We start from the raw sequence: 25,993 nt of genomic DNA, 5'->3' as shown, positions 1-25,993 counted from the left end.
ATCAGAGACAGGGTTACCACCATAATAAAAATACGCTTTCCCTTCAGAACCGGGTGCGGTTGTGTCCATCTTCGTAATCATAAAATCATCACAGCCATCACCGTTTTGGTCTCCCATATAGATGACCGATTCTTTCCAGTAAAGCCCGGTTGTTTTGAAAATCAATGAATCAAAATATTGGGCCTCCAAAGCAGAACTCATCAATAGAATTAAACAGGGCAACAGCATAAATGTTTTTAGGTATTTACTCATACAGTCTTCCATAAAGATTAAGTATCTAAACAATGGCTTAACGACATCTTATTTGCTTAAAATGTCTTAGTGCATCAAACTTGGTTTTGTAAAGGTTTCCCGGAGAAGAACCGCCATATGGTTCTCTACAGGGTGTGGAAGGTACATTACGATAGAATATTTGCTCATAAAGGGACCGGTAAAAATCCTTGAACATCCTGCCGGATAACTTGTAATAACCGGACAATTTTTGTCCCGGTTATTTTATTTCCTGCTTTTACATCGCTCTCCCGTGTTTAATTATATCCTGAAATTAAATTACAAATTTTTGTAATTAATGTCAAGAGATCTAAAAAATATTTTTAACATGTGTTATTACACCAATAATTGAAATTTATTTCACCATAGATATTTTAATAGGCTGACCCTCTCGAGACAGCCTTAATAATTTAACATTCTTGTGCGGGCTTTTCAGCCATCAACATTCATCCCTCAGCCCTATTTAAGCAGCAAAGCTTTCACAGTTTTGGAATAAGTTGTCTTGCTCTCAAGCGATTGCGCTTCAATGCAGAAAATATAAACACCGGATGAGAATTTCGTTCCATCAAATTTACGCTCATAAAATCCCTTCTCCATCTCGCCCGTGGCAAGTTCCACCACCTTCTGACCCGTGATGTTGTAAACAGTAAGCGTTACGCTGCTCTTCTCTTTAAGTGAGAATTTTATAACTGTTTCGGGGTTGAAGGGGTTTGGATAGTTCCGAGAAAGGTAGAATTGTGATGGAAGTATTTCGGTTCCTTCTTCGACCGACACTGTCCCGTAGGCTACTCCGTTTATTATTGCTCCGTAACAATGCGAAAAAAATGTCCCTGTTATACCCAGTCCCTGAGTTAAGGTTGGTGGTTCGGTGTCAGGCGTTTCCGAGCACCATATCGTATCCGGTAAGCGAACACAATCATATAATTTGTATTTGAGAAAGGAATTTGTTAGTGTGTTGTGATAAGTGCCGGTATCTTTTACTCCCCAAAATCCTTCAGTACTGTCAGGCGGAAGATTTAACCAAATTTCACCTTTTTGTGCATTAAGGTTTAACCACTCATATTCCTGATCAGACCCCGGAATGTATCTTACAACAAAGCCATCTTGTCGTTTTCGAAGATACCAGGGATAATCAGCCGGGATATTAGGATCAGTCCGATATTCACGAATAAAATATCGATTGCCATTCGGCATTATTGTATCGCCCGATATTAATATAGTATAACCGTCACTACCAAGTGAAGAAAACTGCCACTTGTCTCCCACATGCATTGGAAAATAATCAGTGGTATCAAGTTGAGCAATTGTACAACCTGTGAGTATTAAAAATAAAAACAATGTGTTGATAAGTTTCATAACTAATTTCCTTATTATTTTGAAATTGTTTTGTTAACCTTAAACATAAGGTGTAAAAACACCTCCCGTCAAAGATAAATTTACTTATTTACTGTCATCTTGATCGTCGCTGAAAATTTACTTGCATTAAGGCGAAAGAAATAGACACCAGACCCTATACCTTCAGCATTAAATTTCAATTGATGTTGCCCTGCCGGAGTCTCACCATCAAGCAAAATGCAGACTTCTCGTCCGAGGATATCATACACCACACCTTTGGCGAATCCTGCGACGGGTAAAGTGAAACGGATAACAGTTTCAGGGTTGAAGGGGTTTGGGTGGTTTTGAAACAATCCAAATTCAATTGGTGCTTTTGAGGTTTCTGCATCTATTCCTTCTTTTTCTAAAAGGGCACCTTTGACGAGTGTTGTGACTTCTTTGGACGGGTCTGATTCTTTAGACTGAGTATCAAATGCAGTTACATAATAGTAGACAGGATGTTCGTAACCAATACCTCCAGACACCAAATAAGTTTCATTGAGGTCTTCATAACTGTTTGTCGTTACGGAAGTGTAATAATTCCACCCTTGAGCAGAGGTTGTCTTTTTGTAAATCTTGTATCCTGCCAAATCGGATTCACCATTCGCAGGCCAGTTTAGAAGAGGGTGATTAGAACCGCTTTTCGAGATTGTAAGGTTCTGTGGTTTCGAAGGTGATAGGGATATAATTCCCGAAGCACTTGTTGCTACGCTTAGGATGAATTTTTTTGTGCTGTTATCATAACCAATAACTTCAAACCCCACTTCCGGAAGTGTATTGTCTCGTTTTCGGCTTGAAGGATTACTCCATTTGGTAAAAACTGTATTATAACCCGAATTGAAAAAGTCATCCATATCTCCTAATTGATCATTTGACGAATATCGTCTTTGCTTTTTCTTTTCAATATCAGATGTCGTACCTGGAGTGAGTGCCATATAATCATTATAATATTGATTACCAGCCATAGCTCGAATATAATCTCTCTCATCTTGACCATCATTCTCGTTTGGAACAGCCTTGTCGATCAAATCGTCAAGTCTGTCCAAGGGCGTTGAACCTCCTTGAATCACCTGCCAATCCCACCTCCCATCTGCACATTCCATATCAACATCCGACATCGTAGGGTATGCAAAGTTTTCCTCTGAGATATGATAAACCAAGACACCCTTTGTGAAAACATGCTCGTTCCCAAATAATTGTGTGACAAGGAAAGGGTTGGCACTAGAGTAAGAGTTGGTGGAATGATAATTTTCGAGTAAAAAGAACTCTTTTAATTTGCCATCATTGTCATACCTCACTAGAACAAGGACAGAATTATTATTGTTTCCTATAAAAGTTTCGTTAAGTTCAACATAATTCATATCTGATGTTATTATTTGTGGGTCTAACCACCCCAAGCGGTATTTCTCATAGGCATTAAACAATGATGACCGCCGTATCTTGTCATTAAAGAAAAAGAATGGAGATTCCCATAATTATAGGAGGTATCATTGTTATACCTCCCATCAAAATGGCTACCAGTGTTACCATCCACCATCCCAAATTGATAGTGCCCAAGTTCATGTGCTATTATGCTCATAATGCTCTCCGGCCATCTTTTATAGGCGTTAAAGCCTGTTACCCCGCATTCATTACTAATAGCAATTCCATCTTTAACTATAGTTTCACTCAGACCGAGTTCGGCATATCCACCAATACTTTCTTCATCGTTAATTACCCGAAGTCGCGAAAATATAACCATACAGTCCAGTTTCCCATCCCCAGAAGTTCCGGGTTTAGGATTGTAGGGTAAATACTGATGGTTGTATAATTCATTGTTGTCTTTAAATCTCCAGTTATCATATTGTCTGAAGTCAATCAATCCGTCCAAAATATTAATAACTTCTTTAGCAACGGCTCCGTTAGAAGTATACTGGTTATAACTTTTACTGACAGTGATATAGAATACATCACCAATCACTTGGAATTCACCCTCAACCCCTAATCCATTGCCTCCGGAGAACAAATCATAATATTTGGATAAATTGTTGTTTGTATAGATATTGCCGATAGGAATAGACTGATTTAGCAAATTGGCAAATTGTGTGGGAAGAACATTTGGGTCACTCCAAAGACCACCGGGAGAAATTGCGTTATCCCCGGCAAACCGTACAAAAACTATTGGTACCTTCAGAATTCCCTGAGCAGTGATTTCCATACCACCTCTAATGATACCACTGGATTCTATCATGCGAGTGGGAATCACTCCTGTACTTTGATAATTAGCGGGAACATCAGATGATAAATCGATCTCGTATTGACTATAGACTCATGTTGTTAAAATTATCACCAATGTAATGGTAACAAGAAACCCATAAAACTTCATTTTAATACTCCTTTACAAAAATTATTGCTGTTTTTTGCGAAATTAGAAAGTATCCAATCATAGTATCATCTATGCAAAGATAATGAACTGATTTGCCGCCCAAAACAACAAAAGTTTATCCCGTGAATTATATAAATTACTTAAATTATAGTTTAACATAGTCCTATAAAAATCGTTGGTCAAGTCAATTATTTATACCATTCATTTTCCCACGCAAATCCCATATCATTAATGAAAAAATTATCATCGGGGTGTTGTAAAGTAGTTCGATGATACTGACCATCAGAGACAAGATTCGTTCAAATAATATCCTGCATCCAAAAACATCAGCGAATCAAACTGGGCACTAACCTCTGTTGTGCAAACAACTATAATAAGCAGAACTGAAAACGAAACAAATTGAAAAGGGTTATTTGTTAATTTAGACATATAATTTCCTCACACAAAGTTTGTGTTGGTTGATCAAAAAATAGATATTTAGAATGAAAAGTTTTGGGAAGGCACATAAAAATTGGGATACCCGTAAAACCGGGATAGGAGATAAAAAGAGAAGGCAGAAAGTTACCAAACCAAAACGGAGGTGCGGTCTGTTTCCCTGCAGAAAACAAAAATATTTCCCAAGTGTTGATAATAAGCCCGGCTTTAAGAACTATAAACAATGAACTCATGATACCTTTTATTCACAATGAATTGTGCAACATTGAATCAAATCAAAATCCAACGCTCACCTTAATTTTATAACAACATCCGAATAAAAAAAGGTAAAGAGTAATACCTTTTCCCGATTGCATTATAGAAAAATTATTTTTAATTCAGAGAGTTCCAGAATGATTTTTCGAGGGCAGAATAATTGCCTAGTTTACAGGAAAAAATAGCGGCAAAGGTGAAAAGGCTGCCATTTTCCTGACAGCCTCTTTCATCTACAACTTTCAGCTACCGGAAGAACTACATCTTTGCAGAAATCATTTCTTCGGGTCTTACAATTTTATCAAATTGCTCCTCTGTGAGAAGTCCGAGCTCCAATGCAGTTTCCTTGAGAGTTTTGTGTTCTTTATGTGCCTTTTTCGCAATTTTTGCTGCATTATCGTAGCCGATATGAGGATTTAACGAAGTGACCAGCATCAGCGAATTCTCAACATGCTTTTTGATGTTCATAGTGTTGGCTTCAATTCCAACCACACAATGGTCGGTGAAGCTCTCACACGCATCAGAAATCAGCCTGACTGACTGAAGAACATTGTAAATTATCACAGGCTTGAATACATTGAGTTCAAAATTACCCGATGCACCGCCAAAATTGACCGCCACATCATTCCCGAAAACCTGAGCACAAACCATTGTCATTGCCTCGGACTGTGTCGGATTAACTTTTCCCGGCATTATGGAGCTTCCGGGTTCATTCTCCGGAAGGTTCAACTCTCCGATACCCGACCTGGGGCCGCTTCCCAGCCATCTTACATCATTCGCAATCTTCATCAGCGATGCAGCGAGGGTTTTCAATACACCGTGAAGCTCGACCATGGCGTCATGTGCTGCGAGCGATTCAAATTTATTGGGTGCTGTTACAAAAGGAAGCCCTGTCAGTTCGGCAATCTTCGCAGCTCCCTTTACTGCAAATTCGGGGTGAGTGTTTAACCCCGTACCAACAGCGGTGCCACCGAGAGCAAGTTCATAAACAAACGGAAGTGAATTGTTAATTCTCTTTAGTCCGTTGGTCAACTGTTGAGCGTATCCGCTGAATTCCTGTCCGAGTGTCAGAGGTGTGGCATCCATCAGATGGGTTCTGCCAATTTTTATCACATCCTTGAATTCTTCAGATTTTGCTGCGAGAGCGTCGCGAAGTTTTGTAACCATTGGGATGAGTTTTTCATTCACAGCCATTGCTGCTGCAATATGCATCGCAGTCGGAAATGTATCATTTGAAGACTGTGCCTTATTCACATCATCATTCGGATGGATCGGTTTTTTACTCCCGACAACACCTCCTGCAAGTTCGATCGCACGGTTGGCTATCACTTCATTTACATTCATGTTCGACTGTGTTCCGCTGCCCGTCTGCCAAACCACCAATGGGAAATTCCCTTCAAGCTTGCCGTCGATTACCTCCTGAGCCGCTTCTGCGATCAGGGCAGTCTTCTCTTCACTCAAAAGACCAAGTTCTTTGTTTGTCAAAGCAGCAGCTTTTTTCAGAATGCCAAATGCTTTGATCAATTCAGCGGGCATTTTCTCTCCGCCGATCTTAAAATTCATTAAGGATCTTCCCGTTTGTGCTCCGTAATACTTGTCTGCGGGCACCTGAACCTCACCCATGGTGTCGGTTTCAATTCTATGTTCCATTTCACCTCCGAAAAAAAAATATTTGTTTCAACTAAAATATAAGATGATAATCATGTGTCGAACAATTACCTCATTTTTTTCATTTTTTTTCAGAACTTTCTTCATTTTATCTAAATAATGTCTTATATTAAGACACTTAATTAATTGCCACTTTGCTTATTTCCAATATGCCAGCTAACGCGGAGAACTCCAAGATCAGCACTTCCCCAAAACCGGCTCTTACTCTTTTACTCGAGGTAAACGAGGATAAAGGTGCCAAGATTGTTTACAGCGAAGGAAAAGTTTCCCAAAGAGCAGAGGAGATAATCAACTCGCAGGCTGCATCCGTTAAAGACTTTAAAACCTTCTCGTCTCTGATTCAAAAACTGGAGAAAGAATTAAAATTCGTCTCCTCACGAATCAACTCGGTCGACGATCTTAAAACTCCCGGTGCAGCATTCTATGAAGTGGAATTTTCAGCGGTCACAGGACAATATTCCGGATCACAGTCCGGCACAAAAACGGCAGTACCTGGTGATTTACAACAGATGAATGTGGCACCCCGTCTCACCGGATTTTCGCGGACTCTCTCTTTCCATGTGGATACTCCAAATTCGCGAATAACAGAATTGACCGGAGATATCGACTGGTTCTTCTCTCCCGGTTTCAAACCTGAAAATATCTCCGCCACTGCACTGATGAGAAAAGTGCACCCTGCTGACTTCAGGCAATTCAAACTTAAATTAAGAGGTGCTCTACAGGGCGACACTTCTTCAATTAACTACAGAATTTACTCCGACGACCAGCAACTTAAGTATGTAAGACACTTTGTTCATACTGTCACCTCAGGAGGCAGGATTACCGGAATCTCAAACCTGATCGTTGATGTTACAGATGACAAGGAACTGATAGGTAAACTCCGAAGCTCCGAAGAAAAATTAAGAATACTCTTCGAAACCGCTGATGACCTTATTTTTGTCCTCGACCAGACGGGGGGTTTCTCCTCCGTAAATGCACTCGGGGCGCTCTCTCTTGAGTTTCTCCCTGAAGAAATGATCGGGAAGCATTTCATCTCTTTCATCGATGAACCGGAACGGAAAGTGATCGCCATTTCCTTCAAGGAACTGCTGAAGGCTTCCAAACTTGTAACTTTCGAGGCTGCATTCATCACTAAGTTCGGGAAAAGGCTCACTTTTGAAATTAATGCCCGCCCCGTTTACTCACAAAAAAACCGGTTCGACGGGATTGTGGGTATCGGTCGAAATGTAACATCCCGAATCCATGATCATGAGATGATGAATGACCTTAACAATAAGCTCATCGAAGCCAACCGGATTATCTCCATTGAACGGGATCGTGTAAAACAAAGAATCTCCGTACTCGAGGAACTGAATCATCTTAAAAGTGAATTCGTCGCCAACATCTCACACGAACTTAGAACACCTCTCGCTTCCATCATCGGTTTTTCCGAAACCATCGACTCTGATACCGATATGCCGGAATCAGTAAGAATCGACTTCAACAAAATCATTCTTACCGAATCTAAACGGCTTGCTGATCTGATAAACGATGTTCTTGATATCTCAAAACTTGAGGGCGGGAAGGTAGTGCTTGACAAATCTGATTTCGACCCGATCGACCTCATTACCGAGGCAGTGTCTGAGTTCAGAAAAAATGCCGATGAAAAATCCATCACCATTCTTGAGGAATATCCCGATGTTCCTGTGATAATAAATGCTGACAAAGAAAGATTGACACAGGTTTTCGAAAACATTATCAGTAATGCTGTTAAGTTTACCAATCCCGGCGGCAGAATCACAATTTTTGTCCGGTTAAGAAAAAATGAACTGGAAGCCATAATCAGCGATACCGGAGTCGGGATTCCTAAAAAAGATTTACCTTATATCTTCCAAAAATTCTATAAGGTCTCGAGAACTGACAACTCGCTGCCGGGTTCAGGACTCGGACTCGCCCTCGTGAAGCAAATAATAGATCTGCACAAAGGATATATTAATCTGAAAAGTGAAGAAAACAACGGAACCACGGTAATCATCAAATTACAACTAAATCCTAAGAGGTATTCCAACAATGGATAAATTGATATTTGTTGTCGACGACCAGGCACCGATTTTAAGGTTGCTCACCTATTGGGTTAGCGAAAAATGGAATTACAAAGTAAAAACCTTTGATAATGCCGAAGAGATGCTCGCTTCACTTTCGATGAAACCTGATCTCATTCTTCTCGATATTATGCTTCCCGGAATCAGCGGAATTGAAGCCCTCGCAGAGGTGAAAAAATTCGATTCAAAACTTCCGGTTATTATACTTTCCGCACAAGGAAGGGTGGATGTGGCGCTTGAAGCCCTCAGAATTGGTGCTTACGACTATTTCCCGAAACCGATTGATACCCAAAGACTTGAACCTGCGATCAGAAATGCCCTCAAAAATTATGACCTTGAAAAAGAACTCGAGAAAGTCAGAGAAAATGTAACCCAGACTTACAGCTTCAGCAATATTATCTCTGCCGACGGCAAGATGCAGGATGTCTTCAAAATGGTCACTAAAGTCCTCGATAACGACATCACCGTGCTTATCCATGGTGAAAGCGGTACGGGGAAGGAACTTATTGCCAAAGCAATTCATTACAACGGCATCAGAAAATCCTACCCTTTTGTTGTAGTAAACTGTGCCTCCATACCCCGCGATTTGATGGAAAGCGAACTCTTCGGTCACGAAAAAGGCTCTTTCACCGGAGCTCACCAAAGAAAAATGGGGAAATTTGAACTTGCAAACAAAGGAACAATCTTCCTCGATGAAGTTGGTGAAATGGATATATCTCTCCAGTCCAAACTTCTTCGCGTTATTCAGCAAAAGGAATTTGAAAGAGTCGGCGGTACCGAAACAATTAAATGCGATGTCAGAATTATTTCCGCTACCAACCGTGATTTGAAACATGCTGTTGAAAACAAGGAATTCCGTGAAGACCTTTTTTACAGATTGAATTCATTCCCGATCAATCTTCCTCCCCTCAGAGCCAGAAAAGGGGATATTATAGTGCTGGCTGAGCATTTTCTGCAACACTTCAACCGTAAACTCGATAAAAAATGCCTCGGCTTTACTCCAAAGGCATTAAAACTTCTTTTCGATTATGACTGGCCCGGTAATGTGAGAGAAATGGAAAACACCATCGAACGCTGCCTGATCCTCACAGAAAATGATACCATTGATGTTGAAGACCTGCCGATGCATATCAGATCGGCAACACCATCGGTCGAGGAGTCGAGCGTCGAAAAATTCCTGAATTCCCCGGTCGTGCTTCCCTTCGAAAAAATAAAGGAGGAAGCAATCAGACATGCACTCAAAGTGACAAAAGGGAATATATTAGAAGCAGCAAAAAAATTGAAGTTGGGAAGAGCTACTATCTACCGCCTTATGAGCAGATACAGAATCAATCCCGAACAACCCTGAAACAATTAAATAAAGGAGTTATAAATGAACTTTAAAGTCGAAAAAAATGGTGATGTTGTCGTTGTTGCCGTAGCACTTCAGAGAGCAACACTAAACGAAGCTGAAGAATTTAAAAAAATACTCCTCGGTCAAATCGACCTTGGAAGCAAAAAATTAATCGTCGACCTCTCGGTTTGTGAATTTATCGATTCTACTTTCCTTGGTGCCCTCGTAGTAACACTTAAAAAAATCACCCAGCATCATGGCGACCTTAAACTCGTTGGATTTCAACCCGCAGTCCAGTCGATGTTTGAGTTAACCAGGATGTATAGAATTTTTGAAGCTTTCAATAACACACCGGATGCAATAAAGAGCTTTAGCTGATATAATGCCTGAACCTGAGAAAACCTTTAAAGCCAGAATTCTACTGGTCGACGACGATACTTCACTCTCCAGACTGTTTCAATACAGCCTGAACAAGGAGGGATTCGACTGCCAGACCGCCTCCAATGGTCTCGAAGGTTTCCACAAAGCCAGACAGATTTTGCCTGATCTCATCATATCAGATATCATGATGCCGAATCTGAACGGGTTTGAGTTCCGGAAAATGGTGCTCGAAGATCCGTTGGTGCAGAAGATTCCGTTCATTTTCCTCACCGCCAAATCGGGGGAAGATGATATCCTCGAAGGGTATGATCTCGGAATTTCCGACTATGTTGTGAAAACTTCAGGTCCGAAAGTTCTGGTGGCAAAGGTTAATGCTCTTTTAAAAGACCTCGAGAAAGAGAGAGAAAAAGCTGTCTCTGAAATTCACAAGGCGGCGGACAACATAAGTCTGAAGGTGGTGCCTGACTCCCCTCCCGCAATCGAGGGATACTCTCTCGCTCACTGGCATCAACCCTTTGGTGGTGTCCCGGGAGGCGATTTCATCGACTACTTCGATGTGGACAGCGAAAAAACCGTCCTTATACTCGGCGATGTCATGGGTAAGAAGTGGGGTGCCTGGTATTTTGCCGTTGCTTACGCAGGTTATATAAGGAGTGCAGTCCGCGTCATTTTACAGAATTCAAAGGAACTTTCTGCCAGCTCAATTCTGAGGGAAGTAAATCTTTCAATTTACCATGATAACAAGATTTCAGATGTATTTGCCACCTTGTCGATCGTTCTGCTGAATAAAAAAACCGGTATCGTAAACTACTCAGGTGCAGGAGATCTTCCGATGGTCTGGTACGATTCATATAAAAGACAGGCTCAGTTTTTTCAGTGTAATGGCTTGCTCCTCGGATTTGCAGAAAACGGCGAGTACGATGAAACCTCCGTTACCCTCTCACCCGGCGATTCTGTTTTCCTCTATACCGACGGCATCACAGAAGCGAGCGATCCGACCGGAATTCAGTTTGGCAAGGAGAACCTTCTCAAACTTATTGAACTTATTCCTGCCCATCTCGATCCGGTTACATTCATTAAAAACAGGATGAATGAATACACCAATATGAAATTCGATGATGATGTCAGCGTCATCGCCCTAAAAAAGAATTAAGGGAATCACCGTTTTGCAGTTTTTCTGTCACCGCCGTCAATTTTTTAACTATACATTTCATTAATTTTTTTGGTTTACAGCCCAATGAAAAAAATTTTCACACTCTGTATCTTTCTACTGACCCTGACCTCACTCAACCACTCCCAGGAAATATTCAAGAAAGTAAAAATATTCCCAAACGACCTTAAAAGCGATATCGAACTTCTAAGAAGTTATAATGTGATTATTGATGAAGCTTTTATGGGGAAAGACAACTCACTCTCTGTTTTCCTCTCTGCCAAGGATGTGGAAAATCTCCAAAAATCAGGTATCCGTTATGAAATACTAATAGATGACTGGAATGATTATTACAAAAATCTCCCCGTGCTTACCGAAGAGGAAAAACTTCAGGTTATTCAGTCGAGCAAAGAATCCTACGGAGTTGAAGGTCTGGGTTACGGTTCGATGGGTGGATACTACACTTATGCCGAAATAAATGCCCAACTCGACACTATGAGGGCAAGATTCCCGAACCTCATCACTGTAAAGTCAAGCATAGGCGCCACCGGTGAAGGAAGACAAATATATGCGGTAAAAATTTCCGATAACCCGGATGTCACGGAAAATGAACCGAGAGCCATCTACACCGCACTTACTCACGCCAGAGAACCTGCAGGTATGATGAGTGTAATCTACTATATGTATTATCTTCTTGAAAACTACAATACAAATCCTTCCGTAAAATACCTTGTTGACAATCGTGAAATCTGGTTTATCCCCTGCTTAAACCCTGATGGATACGAATACAACCGGTCAACAAACCCATCGGGAGGTGGACAATGGCGGAAAAACAGAAGCCTCAACAGCGGTTCTTACGGTGTTGATCTAAACAGAAATTTTGGTCCCTATACCTACTGGAATTCTCCGAACGGGGGCTCGAGTACAACCCCTTCTGCCATCGATTACAGAGGTCCCTCCGAGTTCTCGGAACTTGAATCACAGGGATACAGGAACTTTGTTATCGGTAAAAACTTCAGGACAGCCCTTAATTATCACACTTACAGCAATCTGCTGATATATCCCTACGGCTGCTGGACTTACCTGGCTCCTGACTCCACAATCTTTATCGAATTTGCCTCAGACATGGTCGCAATGAATGGATATTCACCCGGAACAGCCTGGCAGCTTCTCTATCCTGTGCGGGGAAGTTCCGACGATTTTCTCTATGATGGTGATATCGAAAACAATGGTAAAATCTTCGCAATGACTCCCGAAGTCGGCGGTGACGCCGATGGATTTTGGCCCCCCCAGTCCAGAATATTCCCTCTTGCAATTGAAAACCTTAAGCCAAATCTCTACTATACCTGGGTGGCTGGTGATTTCGTGAGCCTCTCAAACTACCAGTTGAACCGCCAGTATATTTCACCCGGCGACCAGGTTGAAATGAGTGTCACAATGAAAAACAAGGGACTTTCAGGTGCGGATAATATCACCGTAACTCTTGAACCGATATCGGGTTTTGTATCTGTCGGCAACGGGACGATAAACATTCCGACCATCCCTTCACGAGGTACATTCACAACTTCAACTCCTCTTTCGTTTGCGGTTTCACCCTTTGCACCCGTTGATACACTCTGCAAGTTGAGACTTGTCACTTCGAAAAATGGTGTTACCATGGGAATTGATACAATTGGTTTTGTTACAGGCGTTCCTCAGTTTGTATTTAATGACACCACAAATAACCCGTTAACTCTCTGGACAATAACCGCTACACCGTCCACTCCAAAATGGGAAGCCACAACTACATCTTTTAATTCCGCTCCTGTTTCATATACAGATTCCAAAACCGGGAATTATGCAAGTAATGCCACAGTGACAATTGCAACGACAAATCAAATCAATCTTACCGGTTATGCAAATCCCAAACTCTCCTTCTTTACGAAGTGGGATATCGAAACCCAATGGGATTGTGGTGTTGTGATGATCTCGACTGATAACGGCACCACTTGGTCTGCTCTCGCAGGATCATTGTCGAAACCCGCATCAGGGAGCGGTAAGCAGGTTCCTGCCGGCATGCCAATCTATGACGGCACTTCCTCCAACTGGAAAAGGGAAGAAATAAATCTTTCCGCCTATGCAAACAAATCAGTAAAAATAAAATTCGAACTGAGAACAGACATCTCTCTCGTGAAAGACGGCTGGTACATCGATGATATCGGTATCTATGTATTTTCTGCACTCCCTGTTGAGCTTGCCGCTTTCACGGCTTCGAAAGAAGGTGATTTCGTAAATCTGAAGTGGACAACCGCTTCCGAACTCAATAACAAGGGTTTTGAAGTGCAAAGGTCTGTCGATGGCTCTGCCTGGATTAATGCAGGTTTTGTCACCGGAGCAGGTACCAAAGAATCGCCTTCGGAATATTCTTTCACTGACAGAATTACTGCTTCAGGTTTAATCTCCTACAGACTGAAACAGACCGATTTCGACGGAACATACAAATTTTTCGGTCCTGTCGAAGTGGAGTCGGATGTGGCTCGATCATTCTCTTTGCAGCAAAATTACCCTAACCCGTTCAATCCTGAAACTGTGATTTCCTACAGCACAGCCGTTGACGGAATGGTTACAATAAGCGTTTATGATATTCTCGGGAAAAAAGTTGCAACTTTGGTGAACGAATCACAGAAGGCAGGAAGTCATCAGGTTAGTTTTAAACCCGTAGACCTCGTATCGGGAATCTATTTCTACGAAATGGTTACCCCTGGATTTTCAAAAAAGCTTAAAATGCTCTATTTGAAATAACCACAGCATTTTTGAAGAGAAGAAGTGATTTATCCGTGAATTGAATTACTTCTTCTCTTCCTTTCTGGACATATACTTCCACGAATCGTCCAGGACCTTAAAGCCGTATTTTACATACAATCCGTGTGCATCCCTGGTGGCAAGAAGGAATCTGCACCCTTTTATCCCCGGGTATGCAAGAATAAACTCCATCAGTAATTTTGACAGTCCCTTCCCGCGATGCTCCTCAAGAATGAAAACATCCGCAAGATATGCGAATCTGGCAAAATCAGTTACTACCCGCGAAAAACCAACCATTTCATCATTAAACAGTATACTGAAGCAGAGGGAATTTTTAATTGCTCTTATGGATGTCTCCGGCGGTATGTCACTTGCCCAGTAACTTCTCTTTAAGTAACCGATGACCACTGCGTAGTCCACTTTTTCGCTGTCAGTGGTAAAAGTGTATTCTCCAAAAGATTTTTCCCGTACCATAAAGCTAACCTTCCTTTATTCTTGCAACTGTCTTTGGATCATTCAATTCTCTTTTAGCATCCAGTGCAATCCAGTTCAGTTTTTCTCCGTCAGAAAGTATCCTCTCGCATGTGATAAGAGCATGCTGCCTGAGTGTCTTATTCTTCTTTCCGATCTGCCTGATCGCCCAGTTTACAGCCTTCTTTACAAAGTTCCTTTTGTCACTTGCTCCATCATAGAGGTCGTCAAGCCAGTCGATAAAAAGTGAGTTCGGCAGCTTTTTGCCATGGACAGCCAGCACCGCCATAAGAACAAAACCCTGCCGGCGTCTGAATTCCTCGTCACTTCCAATCCACTCGTTTACCTTCTGAATTACCCAGTCACATTTTCGAAAAAGGTAGATGGCTGCCCCGTCGGTCAAATCCCAGGAAAGCATCTCGGGCATCCACTCCTCGGCGTCATCGACAGTGAATTTTTTAGGATCTGCAATCATAAATGAAAGAATTCTCGCATCATGGTTTCCGGTTCTCCAAAGGGCGAGCGACAATTCATGATCTTTTTTTATCTTTTTTGCAATCGACTTAATTCCGGGAAGCGGGACACCGAAGGAAGAGACAGCTCTAATGCCAAACCTTGCTCTTCCTTCTCTAACATCTTCCCTGCCAAAAGCCTCCAGCTCAGAAAGTACTTCTTCTGTTGTCATTTTCTTCTGTGATTGTCAAATTTATCGAAAAGACCTCCATACAGGAGATCGGTTGCCTGTGCCCCGGTAAGCAGATCATGAGGGAAACCCGGCTCTATCGCGGTAAGATTGTCAAGTTCCTTCATAAATTCCGCAGGGATCTCAAAATCAAGACAGCCAAGACTGTCAACTATCTGCTCTTCTTTTCTGGCTCCTATCACGGGAATAATTCTGTAGCGGTTTTGCCTGTGCCAGTTCATCGCCACCTGGGTCGCTGATACCCCAAGTTTACCGGCTATTTCCACGACTTTTCTTGTGATCTCATTACTTTTATCACTTCTCCTTACGCTTCCGGATTTTATTCTCCCCTCGGCACCCGGGTCCTGAAGATATTTGCCTGAAAGTACTCCACCGGCAATGGGAGCCCAAGAAGTACAGGTGATGTCATAATGTTCACACATCGGCAAAAGGTCTCTCTCTGCATCCCTTTTCAGCAGATTATACTCGGCTTGAAGTGCAACAAACTGCGACCAACCCTTCAACTCAGCCATCACCTGTGCGGCTGAAACCACCCAGGCAGGTGTATCTGAGATAGCGACATAGGTAACCTTGCCCATCCTGACAAGATCATCCAAACCACGCAACACTTCATCCACAGGGGTTGTAAAATCCCACATGTGGACATATAAAATGTCGATATAATCAGTTCCGAGCCTCTTCAGACTACCTTCAACTGACCTGAACATGTTTTTCCTGCTGTTGCCTGCGTCATTCAAATCCCCTCTTTTGGTATAGAGGCTGTATTTGGTGGCAACCACAAATTTGTCCCGTTCACTCCCCATGAATTCAGCAAGATATCTCTCACTTGTCCCCTCTGTATACCGGTTCGCTGTATCGATAAAATTGCCCCCCGCCTCCGCATATCTGTCAAAAACCTTCCTGCTCTCCTCTTTATCAGCTCCCGATCCCCACTCCGTTCCAAATGACATGGCACCCAGACATAACTCCGAAACCTTTACACCGGATCTTCCCAGCAATTTGTATCTCATCTTCTTTTCTCTCAAATATTTATTAAAAAATCTGTGAAATATACAAAAGTTTACCAACAGGTTTGTAACCGGGGAGAAAAATCTCCATTCCCCTGCTTTCACAACTTAAAAGGTTATATTTGGTTTCAGTTTTATTTATTCTATACAGGTTTATCCATGAAGCAGACATTTGCTTTACTATTGTTATTTATTGCTGTTTCCACTAATTTGATGGCTCAAAACCCCGTCCGTGTTAAGATAAACGAGGTGATGGCATCCAACACAAATACTATCCGCGACCCCCAGTTTAATGAATTTGGCGACTGGGTCGAACTTTACAACCCTGACTCGATTGCTGTTGACATTTCGGGGTACTTCCTGACCGACATTTTTAGCGAGCCACAGAAGTGGCAGTTGCCTGCTTCAGGTGTTATTATCCCCGCAAACGGATTTTTAATTATCTGGTGCGATGATCATAATACCGGCTTGCACGCCAATTTTAAGCTGACCGCAAGTGGCGAAATGGTGGGACTCTTCGGACCCAATTCTCTAATGATTGATACGATGCGTTTTGGAACTCAAACGAGTGATATCTCTTACGGCAGATTTCCCGATGGCGAGAACAACTGGTATACTTTCTACCCCGCAACCCCCGGCACCATCAATTTTGAGTCAAACATAACAGCCCGCTGTCCCGATCCGGAATTTACTCTCAACGGAGGTTTCTTCCCTTCTCCTGTCAGTGTTTCTTTATCCACCTCAATGGCAGGAAGCGAAATCAGATACACGACAGACGGCTCCGAACCAAAAGCAAATTCGCGGCTCTACTCTTCTCCTGTTCAACTCGACTCAACGACCGTTATCAGGGCAAAGACTTTCAAACTGCAAAGCCTCCCTTCAAAGACTGTAACCAACACATATTTTATTAATGTAACCACCGATCTCCCTGTTTTTTCCCTCTCTACCGACCCGGCAAATTTCTTCAGCGACACGGCGGGTATCTATGTACAGGGAACCAACGGCATCACTGCTTATTGCTCCTCAGGTCCCAGAAACTGGAATCAGGATTGGGAACGGCCTGTCTCCCTCGAATTTTACGAGGCTGATAAATCACGGGCTTTTAAAGTAAATGCCGGAGTCAAAATTTATGGCGGATGTACACGGCTCTATCCCGAAAAATCACTTGCAGTTTACATGAGGGATAAATATGGCGATTCTAAAATCCGTTATAAAGTGTTTAAAGATTCCTATCTCTATGAATTCAACAATCTGGTTCTTAGAAATGCCGGACAGGACTGGTACCGCACGATGGTAAGGGAGGGAATGATTTCTTCCCTCATCAAAGGCAGGATGAACATCGACCAGCAGGAATACAGACCCTCCATTCTTTTTATTAACGGCAGATACTGGGGAATCCATAATATCCGCGAAAAGCTGAACGAACATTATATAGAATATCACTATAATGTCGCGGAAGCCGACCTCGATCTGATCGAGTATTCGAAAGTGGCAGATGTAAGCACAGGCGATTCAGTAGCTTATTACGAAATGTACAACTTCCTGAAAAACAACGACCTTGCTGTACCTGCCAACTATGAACACGCAAAATCAATTATAGATATCGACTCTTATATCGATTACAATGTGGCGGAAATATTTGGTGCTAACGGTGACTGGCCCGCAAACAATGTTAAATTGTGGCGCGAACGGAAACCGGGTGCAAAGTGGAGATGGCTTCTTTATGATCTTGATTTTTGCTACAACGGAAACTCTCAGGGAATGTATAACACAAATACTTTGAGATATGCACTCGATACCACAAATACCATTTCCACAAATCCCCCTTGGGCTACTTTAATTTTCAGACGCCTGATGATGAACCCGGAATTCAAAAATGAGTTCATTCAGAGAATGGCGGCTCACATCAGTACCACTTTTGAAACTTCCCGTTCATTGTCCGTGCTCGACAGTATCCGTGGCCTCCTCGTGAATGAAATGCCAAAACACAAGGTTCGCTGGCCCAATTCCATCTCTTTCGGAGCAACATGGGATGTTCAGATCGACCTCATTCGCGAATTTATAAACCTCAGACCGGGATCGATGCGACAGTTCTTTTATGACAGATTTGGACTCCCCGGCTCTTTTTCAGTTCATCTCACATCAAATGATTCAACAGCCGGGAAAGTAATTGCCCACACAGTACCGATGAAGTGGAATGCCAAACCCGTCTTTTTTAAAGGGGTACCACTCAAGTTGAGAGCTCTGCCAAATGCGGGTTACCGGTTCGTCAGATGGGAAGGATTTGTGAATGAAACTACTGAAAAGATTGAGATTCTCCCAACAGCGAATATTACACTCAAAGCAATTTTTGAGCCCTGGACACCGCCCGATTCACAACTGGTGATAAATGAAATAAATTATAAAAGCAATTCACTTTACGATACAGGTGACTGGATAGAGATATTCAATCCTGCAAGGCAGGCTGTTAATCTCTCCGGCTACAAGGTCAAAGACTCGGGTGAAGGAAATGAATTCATACTTCCGGAGGGTTCAATAATCCCGCCGGCTGGCTACCTGACTGTATGTGAGGATTCTGTAAAATTTAAGTTTTTCCACCCTTCGGCAGTGAATTATAAAGGAAATTTCCCGTTTGGTCTATCGAGTGATGGTGAGACTGTCTTCCTTCTGGATCCGTTAGACAATCTTGTAGACAGTGTAAAATACGGCATCGCAGACCCGTGGGACCCCAAAGCGAACGGTGACGGTTATTCACTCGCACTGGTCAATCCGACACTCGACAATACCCTCGCTTCATCATGGAGAACCGGTAAAAGACTGGGAACCCCTTCTGCCCAGAATGATGTATACACAGGCATATTGAAAACTTCTGATCTCCCTTCCGATTTTAGCCTCAGTCAGAATTTCCCCAATCCATTCAACCCGGAAACTAAAATTCTGGTCACACTTCCGTGGAAAGGTGAATTGAAGTTGAAAATTTTTGATGTGCTCGGGAATGAGGTTGGTGTACTTGCAAACGGTGAATTTGACGCCGGAACTTATGAATTTATTTTCGATGCCACCGGGTTGCCCAGTGGCATCTACTTCTATCAAATGTCGGCAGGAAGATTTAACTCTGTTAAGAAAATGGTTGTCCTCAAGTAAGAGGGCAACCTGCTCAGAGAGACAGGTTTCCAGTCGCCTTGTCGCATGCGGCTATAAGTGTCTGACGGGTGAATGGCTTTGAAATGTAGTCGTTACACCCTGCTTTCAGGAATATCTCCCTGTCGCCAACCATTGCATACGCAGTGACTGCGATTACCGGAACATCCTTGTAGTCAGGCATCTTTTTCAGTTCATCGAGAACCTGAAAACCTGTGACTCCTTTCCCGAGATTAATGTCCAAAAGAATCAAAGAATACCTGTTCTTTTTTATCATTTCCAGGGCTTCCTGGATTGTACCCGCTGAATCAACATTATAATTATCTCTCAGGAAAGCTCTTGAAACATCTATTGTAACTTCATCATCATCAATTATGATGATATTCTCCTTTTCCCTCATGGCTACAACACTCACTCCTTTTTTTGATGAATTGACTATGTCATCTTTTTCTGTTAGTATTGTCTCTCCGATTGCTTTGTCAACCGGAAGTTTGAATGTAAATATGGAACCGAAGCCCAACCTGCTTGAGACAGAGACGGTCCCGCCCATAATTTTTATAAATTTCTTTGTCAGCGATAAACCAAGCCCGGAGCCCTCATAACCGCGTCCCCAACCCTCACTCGCCTGTCTGAACTCCTCCCAGATCAGAGTCTGATCCTTTTCTGAAATGCCGATTCCGGTGTCTCTTACCTGCACCGTCAGCCATTTTTGACTCTCTGACTCCTCTTCGCCTGCGAATATTTCGACCTCACCTTTGTGAGTAAATTTGATGGCATTATCCACCAGATTACTCAAAATCTGGTCGAACAACCTGGCGTCCACCCTGCACATCAAATCTGAATGATCCGTTTTTACCCCTATTCGCAAGCCCTTGTTCCTTGCAGCGGCTTCGTATCGGCGGACGACCTCCTGAACCAGGCCTGTTATATCCAAAACAGTATAATTCAATTCTGTTTTCCCCGACTCAATTCTTGAAAGATCAAGGATAAGATTCAGGGTTTGCATTAATCTTGTGGCTGAGTTAAAAATTATCGAACCGATGTGTCTCGATTCCTCGCTGAATTCGGGCTCCATCATCATTTCGGAGTATCCGATTATCCCGATCATCGGGGTTCTGAGTTCGTGACTCATGTTAGCAAGGAAATTGGATTTCAGCTTGTTGGCTTCCTCTGCCTTTTCCTTAGCTTCTATCAACTCCATCTCTGCCTTTTTTCTTTCAGTCAGATCCTGAGCAAGCCCGATAACCGCGTCCTGATCGTAAAAGGTACCCTTATAAAATTTTAGTAGCTTCGGAAAAACATCTCCATTGCTCCTGAGACCCCAAAACTCCAGTTCCTGAGGCTCTCCTTCAAATGTTTTGCTCAATTTCTCTTTTAGCAATGCAAGGTCATTCTGTTCCGGGGCTGAAAGAAAATCGAGTTTTTTCCCGATCAACTCTTCCCGAGGGTAGCCGTACATTTTTGATGCACCCCTGTTTACATCGAGGAATTCTCCACCGCAGTTTTGCACAAAAATGGCTTCATCTACGGTATCAAAAAGTCCCCTGAAGCTTTTCTCCCTTTCAGCAAGCGCTTTTAAAGTAAGATTGTGTTTCTCTCCCGCAATCAACATCCAACCGAGGAGCATTTCGCCAACAGGATAAATGAGAAGTACCGGAATGCCGATTTTTGCAATCGTTGACATTCTTGTTGCATCTGGCAACAGTATCGTGCAAGCCATCATACCGATATGAACGAGAAGCCCGAAGAGATACAACTCACCCAGGGAAAGTCTAATAAGGTTGTCTTTTCTTACCTGCCTCCATATTAATCCGATGGTTCCTGTTACTATTACGACTGCCACACCCATGGTCGCCCCATCACCACCCATACTTATTCTGTAAAGGGCAAGCATCACCATCCCGATAACAGTGGGAATGGTGCCAAAAAACAAGCCTGCAAAGGATATCAACACTGAACGGGTATCAAAAACAACTCCCTCAGACAGTACCCAGGTCGTTCCCATCAGCGCAATCCCGATGGCACCTGTGAATATTCCGATTAGTATTTGTTTGACATACCTGTTCGGAATAAAACTCAAACCCCGGATCAAATTATAGATTAAACCGAGTGCCACAAGCAGTGCGGTATTTTGAACCAGTCCAAGGAAAATGGAATTTCCCATTAATTATGTTCCGGCAGCATGAAAGGGTGCTTTCTTAACAAATTGTTCGCAAAAAACTTATCGTCCCTTGCGGAATATACTAAATTATTTAAATATTATTCCAGGTTAACAGGATTTACAATGATATTTTAGAGTTGAGAATATCTGCCAGAATTGGTTTTAATCCTGAAAAGAAAAATTCCACTGCAATAACCATGACAATAAGTCCCATTAATCTCATCAAAACATTGTTACCGGTTTCACCGAGTAGATTTATGATTTTCGAAGAACTTAATAAAATGATCCAGGTAAGAAGGAGAACAAGGACTATGACCAGCACGAGTACTGCCTTCATCTCTATCGTGACTGCCTGTTCCATCAGAACGATTGATGTAGTGATAGCGCCGGGTCCGGTAATCATGGGTATGGCAAGCGGTGTAATTGAAATGTCGTTGACATAGCTTCGAATTTCAGATTCTTTTATTTTTACTGTGACAAGACGGGCTTGAAGCATGTCCATCCCCATCATAAAGAAAATGACTCCACCTACCACTCTGAAACTGTTCACCGATATTCCGAAAAATTTAAACAACAACTGCCCTGAAAATGCAAAAAGCAACAATGTTATCAATGCTGCTATCGATGCTTTCTTTGCCGTCCGCGCCCTGTTTTTCTCATCAAGCGATGCTGTCATTGTCATAAAGACAGGCATCGTGGCAACAGGATTTATCAGCGTAAAAAATGCCACAAAACTAAGTATTCCAAATTGAATCAGTTCGTTCATGCTTCTGTAAAATTGTTATAAAACAAGCCAAATATAAGCATAAAACAGTTAGAAGAGACAGTTGAGTGACCTGAATACCGCCTCCCTTGAAAACCGCAAATTATTATCTATTTTGAGTATAAAAAAATACCCTCTGCGGAATTGATTATTTTCAGTTTTTTGTGTAAATTGAAATCGTATTTAATAGTAATATGCCATTCCCCATTAATTATTGAACTTATGAAACTTTTCTACTTTGCGGCATTGGTGCTAACACTGCTTATGATGTCAGGATGCGATTTTCCCTTCCCGAAAGAGGAGAAAACCACTCTTCCCAAGGGGCTTGACGCACATACAGAAAAACTGGGAACGGCCTTTCACAAACCGGGCTTCAAGGACCCGTTTTCACCCGTTTCAGGGTGCAGCAGTGGCTCCTGCCATCAGTCGAACCTGAAAGGAGGTGCCGCATTCATAGATGGGAAAGACAGAATTGCACCATCCTGCTACCAGTGTCATGGAGAAAAATGGAATGAAGATTAAAACTGTTTTATTCGCATCTCTTTTATTTTTAGCACTCCTTTTTGCCGGTTGCGCAACAGTGAAGCCCTGGGAAAAAGGATTGCTAGGTGACCCGGTCATGATGATTGATTCGAATCCCCTTGAGAAGGGAATTTTTGAACATCATCTCGATTATCGTGAGGGGTCAGTCGGTGGCACGGGAGCACAGAGCGGAGGCTGCGGTTGTGGTTAGAGCTTTAATTATCTCCCTACTCCTGGTTACTCTCTCATTTTGCCAGAATCTGCCCGAAAGCGATTTGCAAGTCAATCTGAACGGTTATTTCGATAATTTTGGAGTATTCGTCGCCTATCCCGTTATTTCTGTTACAAAACAGATTGGTGCCACCACCTCAATCAACGGACGGTACCTTGTCGACATGATTTCCGCTGCATCAATGAAAAGTCTTTTCAGAGTGGACGGTGTCACTTCCGCTTCCAGAAGAACCGAAGGCGGGGGCAAATTCCCTGACGAAATAAGACATGAATTTACAGGTGGCGTCACTCAACTTTTTGGCGAAGTAAAAGCATCACTGAATGCGATCTATTCCACCGAGCACGATTACTATTCCAGAACCATTGCGGCCGACATTTCACTCCCTTTTGCATTAAAAAACACTATTATATCTTTGGGTGTTGTAAAGAGCTGGGATATTGTCGCTCCTGATAACAGAGACTGGCAAAAGGATAAAAATGTTATTTCCCTAAGTGCAGGACTTACTCAAAACATTTCACCCGCATGGGTAATGCAGATGAACCTTTGGTATTCAAACAATACCGGTTTCCTGAATGACGCCTATCAGGTGGTTGCCATTAATGAACTGGGCAGGGTGCGATTTTACTCCCCTGCTTATCCCGATTCAAGAGACAGACGGGCCGCAAGTCTGCGAACAGTCTTTTCTCTCGATGAACTCTCGTCACTTCAACTGGGCTACAGATATTACTGGGACACTTGGGATATTTCGTCGAATACTGCAAACATCCTGTATCAGAGACACCTCAGCAAAAATATAAGAGCGGCTTTGGGATGGAGAATCTACAATCAGACCAAGGCATATTTTTTCCTGCCGGAATATTCCGGACCCGTCGAACTGATGGCTGTCGATTCAAAACTTAATGAATCAGTGAGCAATGAGTTTGAATTGAGCTTTAAATTTGCAAGTGACATCTTTAAAAACATACCTCTGCTCAACTCGATTATGAAAGAGACAGCAGAGCTTTCGGTCGGACTCAATTTTTATATGAGAAATACTTCCACGCCTGACTGGCACAGCCGCTACAGAATGCTCTATGCATATATTTTCACACTCGGTTATAAATACAATTTTTAATTTCGGAGCATCATATTCATGAAAAGAAGAGATTTTATCAAAACGGGAGCATTATTGGCGGGAGCACTTTCACTCCCTTCGATTGCAAAAAGCTTCACACCGGCGGAGCTTGTGACAGGATCATCCCTCGCCATTATTACAAATGACGCCGATGCGGCAGCAGCTCTGGCTCAGTCCTTCTTCGCAAAAACCGGAGCATCTGAAAGACTGAAGTACGAGGAATTCGACCTCACTGGAGAGTTTCTTGGTGATATAGTTTTCGTCGACAAGGGAAAACTTGTCAACTTCCGTTCGGAGCATGATCAGAAATCGGGACTCCTGGCGGAAATATCATCCAAACTCGGCTTGCCTGCAAAATTGACAAATCCAAAATTTGTAAGATTTCTCTCTGTTGCCGATACTTCAGACGAAAATAAATCGATCCGGATTTTTAGCAACAATTCCCTCGTTAAAGAAATTAAACTAAACAATGAACTTGTTACATTCAGTGTTGAAGGTGCACAAGGGGCTTCAGAGTTCCAACTCTCAAAAGCCGGTATTAAAGTTGTTGGAGCGCCCTGTGGTCACAAAACATGTATGAAACTGGGAACCGCCTCCATCGCCGGTGAATCCCTGGTCTGCATTCCCAACAGAGTAAGAGCCGTTGTTTACGGAGCACAGAGCAGTCTGTTTGATGCCATTTCGCATTAGTTTTTTATTATGGATGGGAGCATGCTCCCTGTTGGCTCAGGATACGACCCTCCTATACGAGGTGAATGCCTCAAAAAATCTTATCGGGACTGTAGTAGATGTTAAGGTGTTCGCCGGTGATATTCAAAAAGCAAAAAAATCTTTGTATCTCGCTTTCCGTGAAATCGAAAGAATCGATTCACTTCTTGCGTGGCAGATTCCCTCTTCTGAAATTTCCAGAATCAATGATGCTGCCGGTAAAGCACCAGTCAAAATATCGTTTGAAACCTTTTCCATTTTAAAACGCTCGGTTCAATACTCTGTTCTATCTTCAGGTATTTTTGATGTCACAATCGGACCTCTTACGCAACTCTGGGGTTTTAACGGAGACGAAGAACCCTCAGATGTTCCACAGGTAAACAAAATAGACTCCTGCAAACAGCTTGTAAATTTCAGGAACCTGACACTCAATGAAAAGGATACCACGGCATTTTTGCAGCGTAAAGGAATGTCGATTGACCTTGGTGGTATCGGGAAAGGGTATGCCATCGACAGAGCTTCTGACATATTAAAAAAGTACGGTTTTACATCTTTTCTTTTTAATGCCGGCGGTGATATCCTGGTATCGGGAATGAAAAATGAGAATCAGAAGTGGGTTATCGGGATAAAGCACCCGAGGAATGAGGGAAAGTTGATCGGCAGTGTTGAGATTGCTGACCTCGCAATAGCAACAAGTGGCGACTATGAAAGATATTTTGAGAAAAACAGTGTAAGGTATCATCATATCATCGATCCCCGAACCGGATTTCCTGCCATCGGGAGCACCAGCGTTTCGGTTGTCGCCGAATCTTCAGAAAAATCTGACGCCCTCGCTACAATTCTTTTCATCACTCATGGAGATAGTTCGCCGTCTGCACCCGATTACCTGATCATCGATGCGAATCTGACACTGCATTTCTCCCCAAAATTCAAATCGAAATACCTCTTCGTACAGGAATGACATAAAAAAAGCCCTGACTTTCGTCAGAGCTTTTCTTTTGCTGCCCCGCCAGGGGTCGAACCTGGGCTCTCCTGATCCAGAGTCAGGCGTGTTGCCAATTACACCACAGGGCAATAATTT

At 42.5% G+C, this 25,993-nt stretch carries 21 protein-coding genes and 1 tRNA gene; 11 read left to right on the top strand and 11 right to left on the bottom strand.

From position 1 onward, the window contains the following. The 5 genes from LCH52_13285 to fumC all read right to left on the bottom strand — a co-directional run. On the bottom strand, positions 1 to 252 hold a 252-nt coding region (locus LCH52_13285), incomplete at its 3' end, for a hypothetical protein (protein ID MCA0389455.1). Positions 253 to 729: 477 nt separating this feature from the next. Beyond that, positions 730 to 1,626: a T9SS type A sorting domain-containing protein gene (locus tag LCH52_13280; protein MCA0389454.1), complete on the bottom strand. Its 897-nt coding sequence runs from the start codon at positions 1,624 to 1,626 to the stop codon at positions 730 to 732. A gap of 80 nt (positions 1,627 to 1,706) precedes the next feature. Continuing rightward, positions 1,707 to 3,068, bottom strand: a complete 1,362-nt coding sequence (locus tag LCH52_13275; protein MCA0389453.1) for a T9SS type A sorting domain-containing protein — start codon at positions 3,066 to 3,068, stop codon at positions 1,707 to 1,709. Beyond that, a complete protein-coding gene (locus tag LCH52_13270) occupies positions 3,029 to 3,874 on the bottom strand; it encodes a hypothetical protein (protein ID MCA0389452.1) in 846 nt (281 codons plus the stop codon). Before LCH52_13270 ends, LCH52_13275 begins: the two co-directional genes overlap by 40 nt. A 1,080-nt stretch (positions 3,875 to 4,954) precedes the next feature. Further along, positions 4,955 to 6,346: a class II fumarate hydratase gene (gene fumC / locus LCH52_13265; protein MCA0389451.1), complete on the bottom strand. Its 1,392-nt coding sequence runs from the start codon at positions 6,344 to 6,346 to the stop codon at positions 4,955 to 4,957. Between the two features lie 167 nt (positions 6,347 to 6,513). On the opposite strand from fumC, the gene LCH52_13260 reads away from it, so the two are divergent. The 5 genes from LCH52_13260 (at position 6,514) to LCH52_13240 (ending at position 14,090) form a co-directional block, all read left to right on the top strand. Continuing rightward, positions 6,514 to 8,421 (top strand): PAS domain-containing sensor histidine kinase, encoded by a 1,908-nt coding sequence (locus LCH52_13260; GenBank protein ID MCA0389450.1) that lies wholly within the window; start codon positions 6,514 to 6,516, stop codon positions 8,419 to 8,421. Then, a complete protein-coding gene (locus LCH52_13255) occupies positions 8,414 to 9,793 on the top strand; it encodes a sigma-54 dependent transcriptional regulator (protein MCA0389449.1) in 1,380 nt (459 codons plus the stop codon). Before LCH52_13260 ends, LCH52_13255 begins: the two co-directional genes overlap by 8 nt. Positions 9,794 to 9,817: 24 nt before the next feature. Further along, positions 9,818 to 10,156 carry an STAS domain-containing protein gene (locus tag LCH52_13250; GenBank protein ID MCA0389448.1) on the top strand — a complete coding sequence of 113 codons (339 nt, stop codon included), beginning with the start codon at positions 9,818 to 9,820 and terminating at the stop codon, positions 10,154 to 10,156. 4 nt (positions 10,157 to 10,160) lie between these two features. Further along, on the top strand, positions 10,161 to 11,312 hold the full coding sequence (locus tag LCH52_13245; GenBank protein MCA0389447.1) for a SpoIIE family protein phosphatase: 1,152 nt from the start codon (positions 10,161 to 10,163) through the stop codon (positions 11,310 to 11,312). 84 nt (positions 11,313 to 11,396) lie between these two features. Then, positions 11,397 to 14,090 carry an immune inhibitor A gene (locus LCH52_13240; GenBank protein MCA0389446.1) on the top strand — a complete coding sequence of 898 codons (2,694 nt, stop codon included), beginning with the start codon at positions 11,397 to 11,399 and terminating at the stop codon, positions 14,088 to 14,090. Between the two features lie 45 nt (positions 14,091 to 14,135). On the opposite strand, the gene LCH52_13235 is transcribed toward LCH52_13240, so the two are convergent. The 3 genes from LCH52_13235 to LCH52_13225 are packed head-to-tail and all read right to left on the bottom strand — an operon-like array spanning position 14,136 to position 16,274. Continuing rightward, on the bottom strand, positions 14,136 to 14,564 hold the full coding sequence (locus tag LCH52_13235; protein MCA0389445.1) for a GNAT family N-acetyltransferase: 429 nt from the start codon (positions 14,562 to 14,564) through the stop codon (positions 14,136 to 14,138). 4 nt (positions 14,565 to 14,568) lie between these two features. Next, entirely contained in the window at positions 14,569 to 15,246 is a 678-nt protein-coding gene (locus tag LCH52_13230; protein MCA0389444.1) for a DNA alkylation repair protein, read from the bottom strand. Then, positions 15,243 to 16,274 (bottom strand): aldo/keto reductase, encoded by a 1,032-nt coding sequence (locus LCH52_13225; protein ID MCA0389443.1) that lies wholly within the window; start codon positions 16,272 to 16,274, stop codon positions 15,243 to 15,245. Before LCH52_13225 ends, LCH52_13230 begins: the two co-directional genes overlap by 4 nt. Before the next feature lie 156 nt (positions 16,275 to 16,430). On the opposite strand from LCH52_13225, the gene LCH52_13220 reads away from it, so the two are divergent. Continuing rightward, complete coding sequence (locus LCH52_13220) at positions 16,431 to 19,415, top strand: CotH kinase family protein (protein MCA0389442.1); 2,985 nt, start codon at positions 16,431 to 16,433, stop codon at positions 19,413 to 19,415. 13 nt (positions 19,416 to 19,428) lie between these two features. On the opposite strand, the gene LCH52_13215 is transcribed toward LCH52_13220, so the two are convergent. Beyond that, positions 19,429 to 21,576, bottom strand: a complete 2,148-nt coding sequence (locus LCH52_13215) for a response regulator (GenBank protein MCA0389441.1) — start codon at positions 21,574 to 21,576, stop codon at positions 19,429 to 19,431. 115 nt (positions 21,577 to 21,691) lie between these two features. Beyond that, on the bottom strand, positions 21,692 to 22,339 hold the full coding sequence (locus LCH52_13210; protein ID MCA0389440.1) for a MarC family protein: 648 nt from the start codon (positions 22,337 to 22,339) through the stop codon (positions 21,692 to 21,694). A gap of 219 nt (positions 22,340 to 22,558) precedes the next feature. Here LCH52_13210 and LCH52_13205 point away from each other — a divergent pair, with 219 nt between their 5' ends. The 5 genes from LCH52_13205 to LCH52_13185 are packed head-to-tail and all read left to right on the top strand — an operon-like array spanning position 22,559 to position 25,873. Beyond that, positions 22,559 to 22,858 (top strand): hypothetical protein, encoded by a 300-nt coding sequence (locus LCH52_13205; protein ID MCA0389439.1) that lies wholly within the window; start codon positions 22,559 to 22,561, stop codon positions 22,856 to 22,858. Beyond that, positions 22,848 to 23,069 carry a DUF4266 domain-containing protein gene (locus LCH52_13200; GenBank protein ID MCA0389438.1) on the top strand — a complete coding sequence of 74 codons (222 nt, stop codon included), beginning with the start codon at positions 22,848 to 22,850 and terminating at the stop codon, positions 23,067 to 23,069. The genes LCH52_13205 and LCH52_13200 overlap by 11 nt, the downstream gene beginning before the upstream one ends. Beyond that, a complete protein-coding gene (locus LCH52_13195; protein MCA0389437.1) occupies positions 23,062 to 24,204 on the top strand; it encodes a DUF3570 domain-containing protein in 1,143 nt (380 codons plus the stop codon). Before LCH52_13200 ends, LCH52_13195 begins: the two co-directional genes overlap by 8 nt. Before the next feature lie 18 nt (positions 24,205 to 24,222). After that, positions 24,223 to 24,894, top strand: a complete 672-nt coding sequence (locus LCH52_13190; protein ID MCA0389436.1) for a NusG domain II-containing protein — start codon at positions 24,223 to 24,225, stop codon at positions 24,892 to 24,894. Then, the gene (locus tag LCH52_13185) at positions 24,878 to 25,873 is read left to right on the top strand and encodes an FAD:protein FMN transferase (protein MCA0389435.1); all 996 of its coding nucleotides are present in this window, start codon (positions 24,878 to 24,880) and stop codon (positions 25,871 to 25,873) included. The genes LCH52_13190 and LCH52_13185 overlap by 17 nt, the downstream gene beginning before the upstream one ends. 40 nt (positions 25,874 to 25,913) lie before the next feature. Here the strand turns inward: LCH52_13185 and LCH52_13180 are convergent. Beyond that, positions 25,914 to 25,986 (bottom strand) — tRNA-Gln (locus LCH52_13180). Between the last annotated feature and the right edge of the window lie 7 nt (positions 25,987 to 25,993).

This window comes from Bacteroidota bacterium (assembly GCA_020161395.1).
Taxonomy (GTDB): domain Bacteria; phylum Bacteroidota; class Ignavibacteria; order Ignavibacteriales; family Ignavibacteriaceae; genus UTCHB3.
Note: the sequence above shows the minus strand (reverse complement) of the source record. Positions and strands in the feature narration are given on the sequence as shown.

Coding starts and splice junctions, on each gene's coding strand:
- LCH52_13280 (MCA0389454.1), bottom strand. CDS start 1,626: ATGAAACTTATCAACACATTGTTTTTATTTTTAATACTCACAGGTTGT.
- LCH52_13270 (MCA0389452.1), bottom strand. CDS start 3,874: ATGATAGAATCCAGTGGTATCATTAGAGGTGGTATGGAAATCACTGCT.
- fumC (MCA0389451.1), bottom strand. CDS start 6,346: ATGGAACATAGAATTGAAACCGACACCATGGGTGAGGTTCAGGTGCCC.
- LCH52_13260 (MCA0389450.1), top strand. CDS start 6,514: ATGCCAGCTAACGCGGAGAACTCCAAGATCAGCACTTCCCCAAAACCG.
- LCH52_13255 (MCA0389449.1), top strand. CDS start 8,414: ATGGATAAATTGATATTTGTTGTCGACGACCAGGCACCGATTTTAAGG.
- LCH52_13250 (MCA0389448.1), top strand. CDS start 9,818: ATGAACTTTAAAGTCGAAAAAAATGGTGATGTTGTCGTTGTTGCCGTA.
- LCH52_13245 (MCA0389447.1), top strand. CDS start 10,161: ATGCCTGAACCTGAGAAAACCTTTAAAGCCAGAATTCTACTGGTCGAC.
- LCH52_13240 (MCA0389446.1), top strand. CDS start 11,397: ATGAAAAAAATTTTCACACTCTGTATCTTTCTACTGACCCTGACCTCA.
- LCH52_13235 (MCA0389445.1), bottom strand. CDS start 14,564: ATGGTACGGGAAAAATCTTTTGGAGAATACACTTTTACCACTGACAGC.
- LCH52_13230 (MCA0389444.1), bottom strand. CDS start 15,246: ATGACAACAGAAGAAGTACTTTCTGAGCTGGAGGCTTTTGGCAGGGAA.
- LCH52_13225 (MCA0389443.1), bottom strand. CDS start 16,274: ATGAGATACAAATTGCTGGGAAGATCCGGTGTAAAGGTTTCGGAGTTA.
- LCH52_13220 (MCA0389442.1), top strand. CDS start 16,431: ATGAAGCAGACATTTGCTTTACTATTGTTATTTATTGCTGTTTCCACT.
- LCH52_13215 (MCA0389441.1), bottom strand. CDS start 21,576: ATGGGAAATTCCATTTTCCTTGGACTGGTTCAAAATACCGCACTGCTT.
- LCH52_13210 (MCA0389440.1), bottom strand. CDS start 22,339: ATGAACGAACTGATTCAATTTGGAATACTTAGTTTTGTGGCATTTTTT.
- LCH52_13205 (MCA0389439.1), top strand. CDS start 22,559: ATGAAACTTTTCTACTTTGCGGCATTGGTGCTAACACTGCTTATGATG.
- LCH52_13200 (MCA0389438.1), top strand. CDS start 22,848: ATGAAGATTAAAACTGTTTTATTCGCATCTCTTTTATTTTTAGCACTC.
- LCH52_13190 (MCA0389436.1), top strand. CDS start 24,223: ATGAAAAGAAGAGATTTTATCAAAACGGGAGCATTATTGGCGGGAGCA.
- LCH52_13185 (MCA0389435.1), top strand. CDS start 24,878: ATGCCATTTCGCATTAGTTTTTTATTATGGATGGGAGCATGCTCCCTG.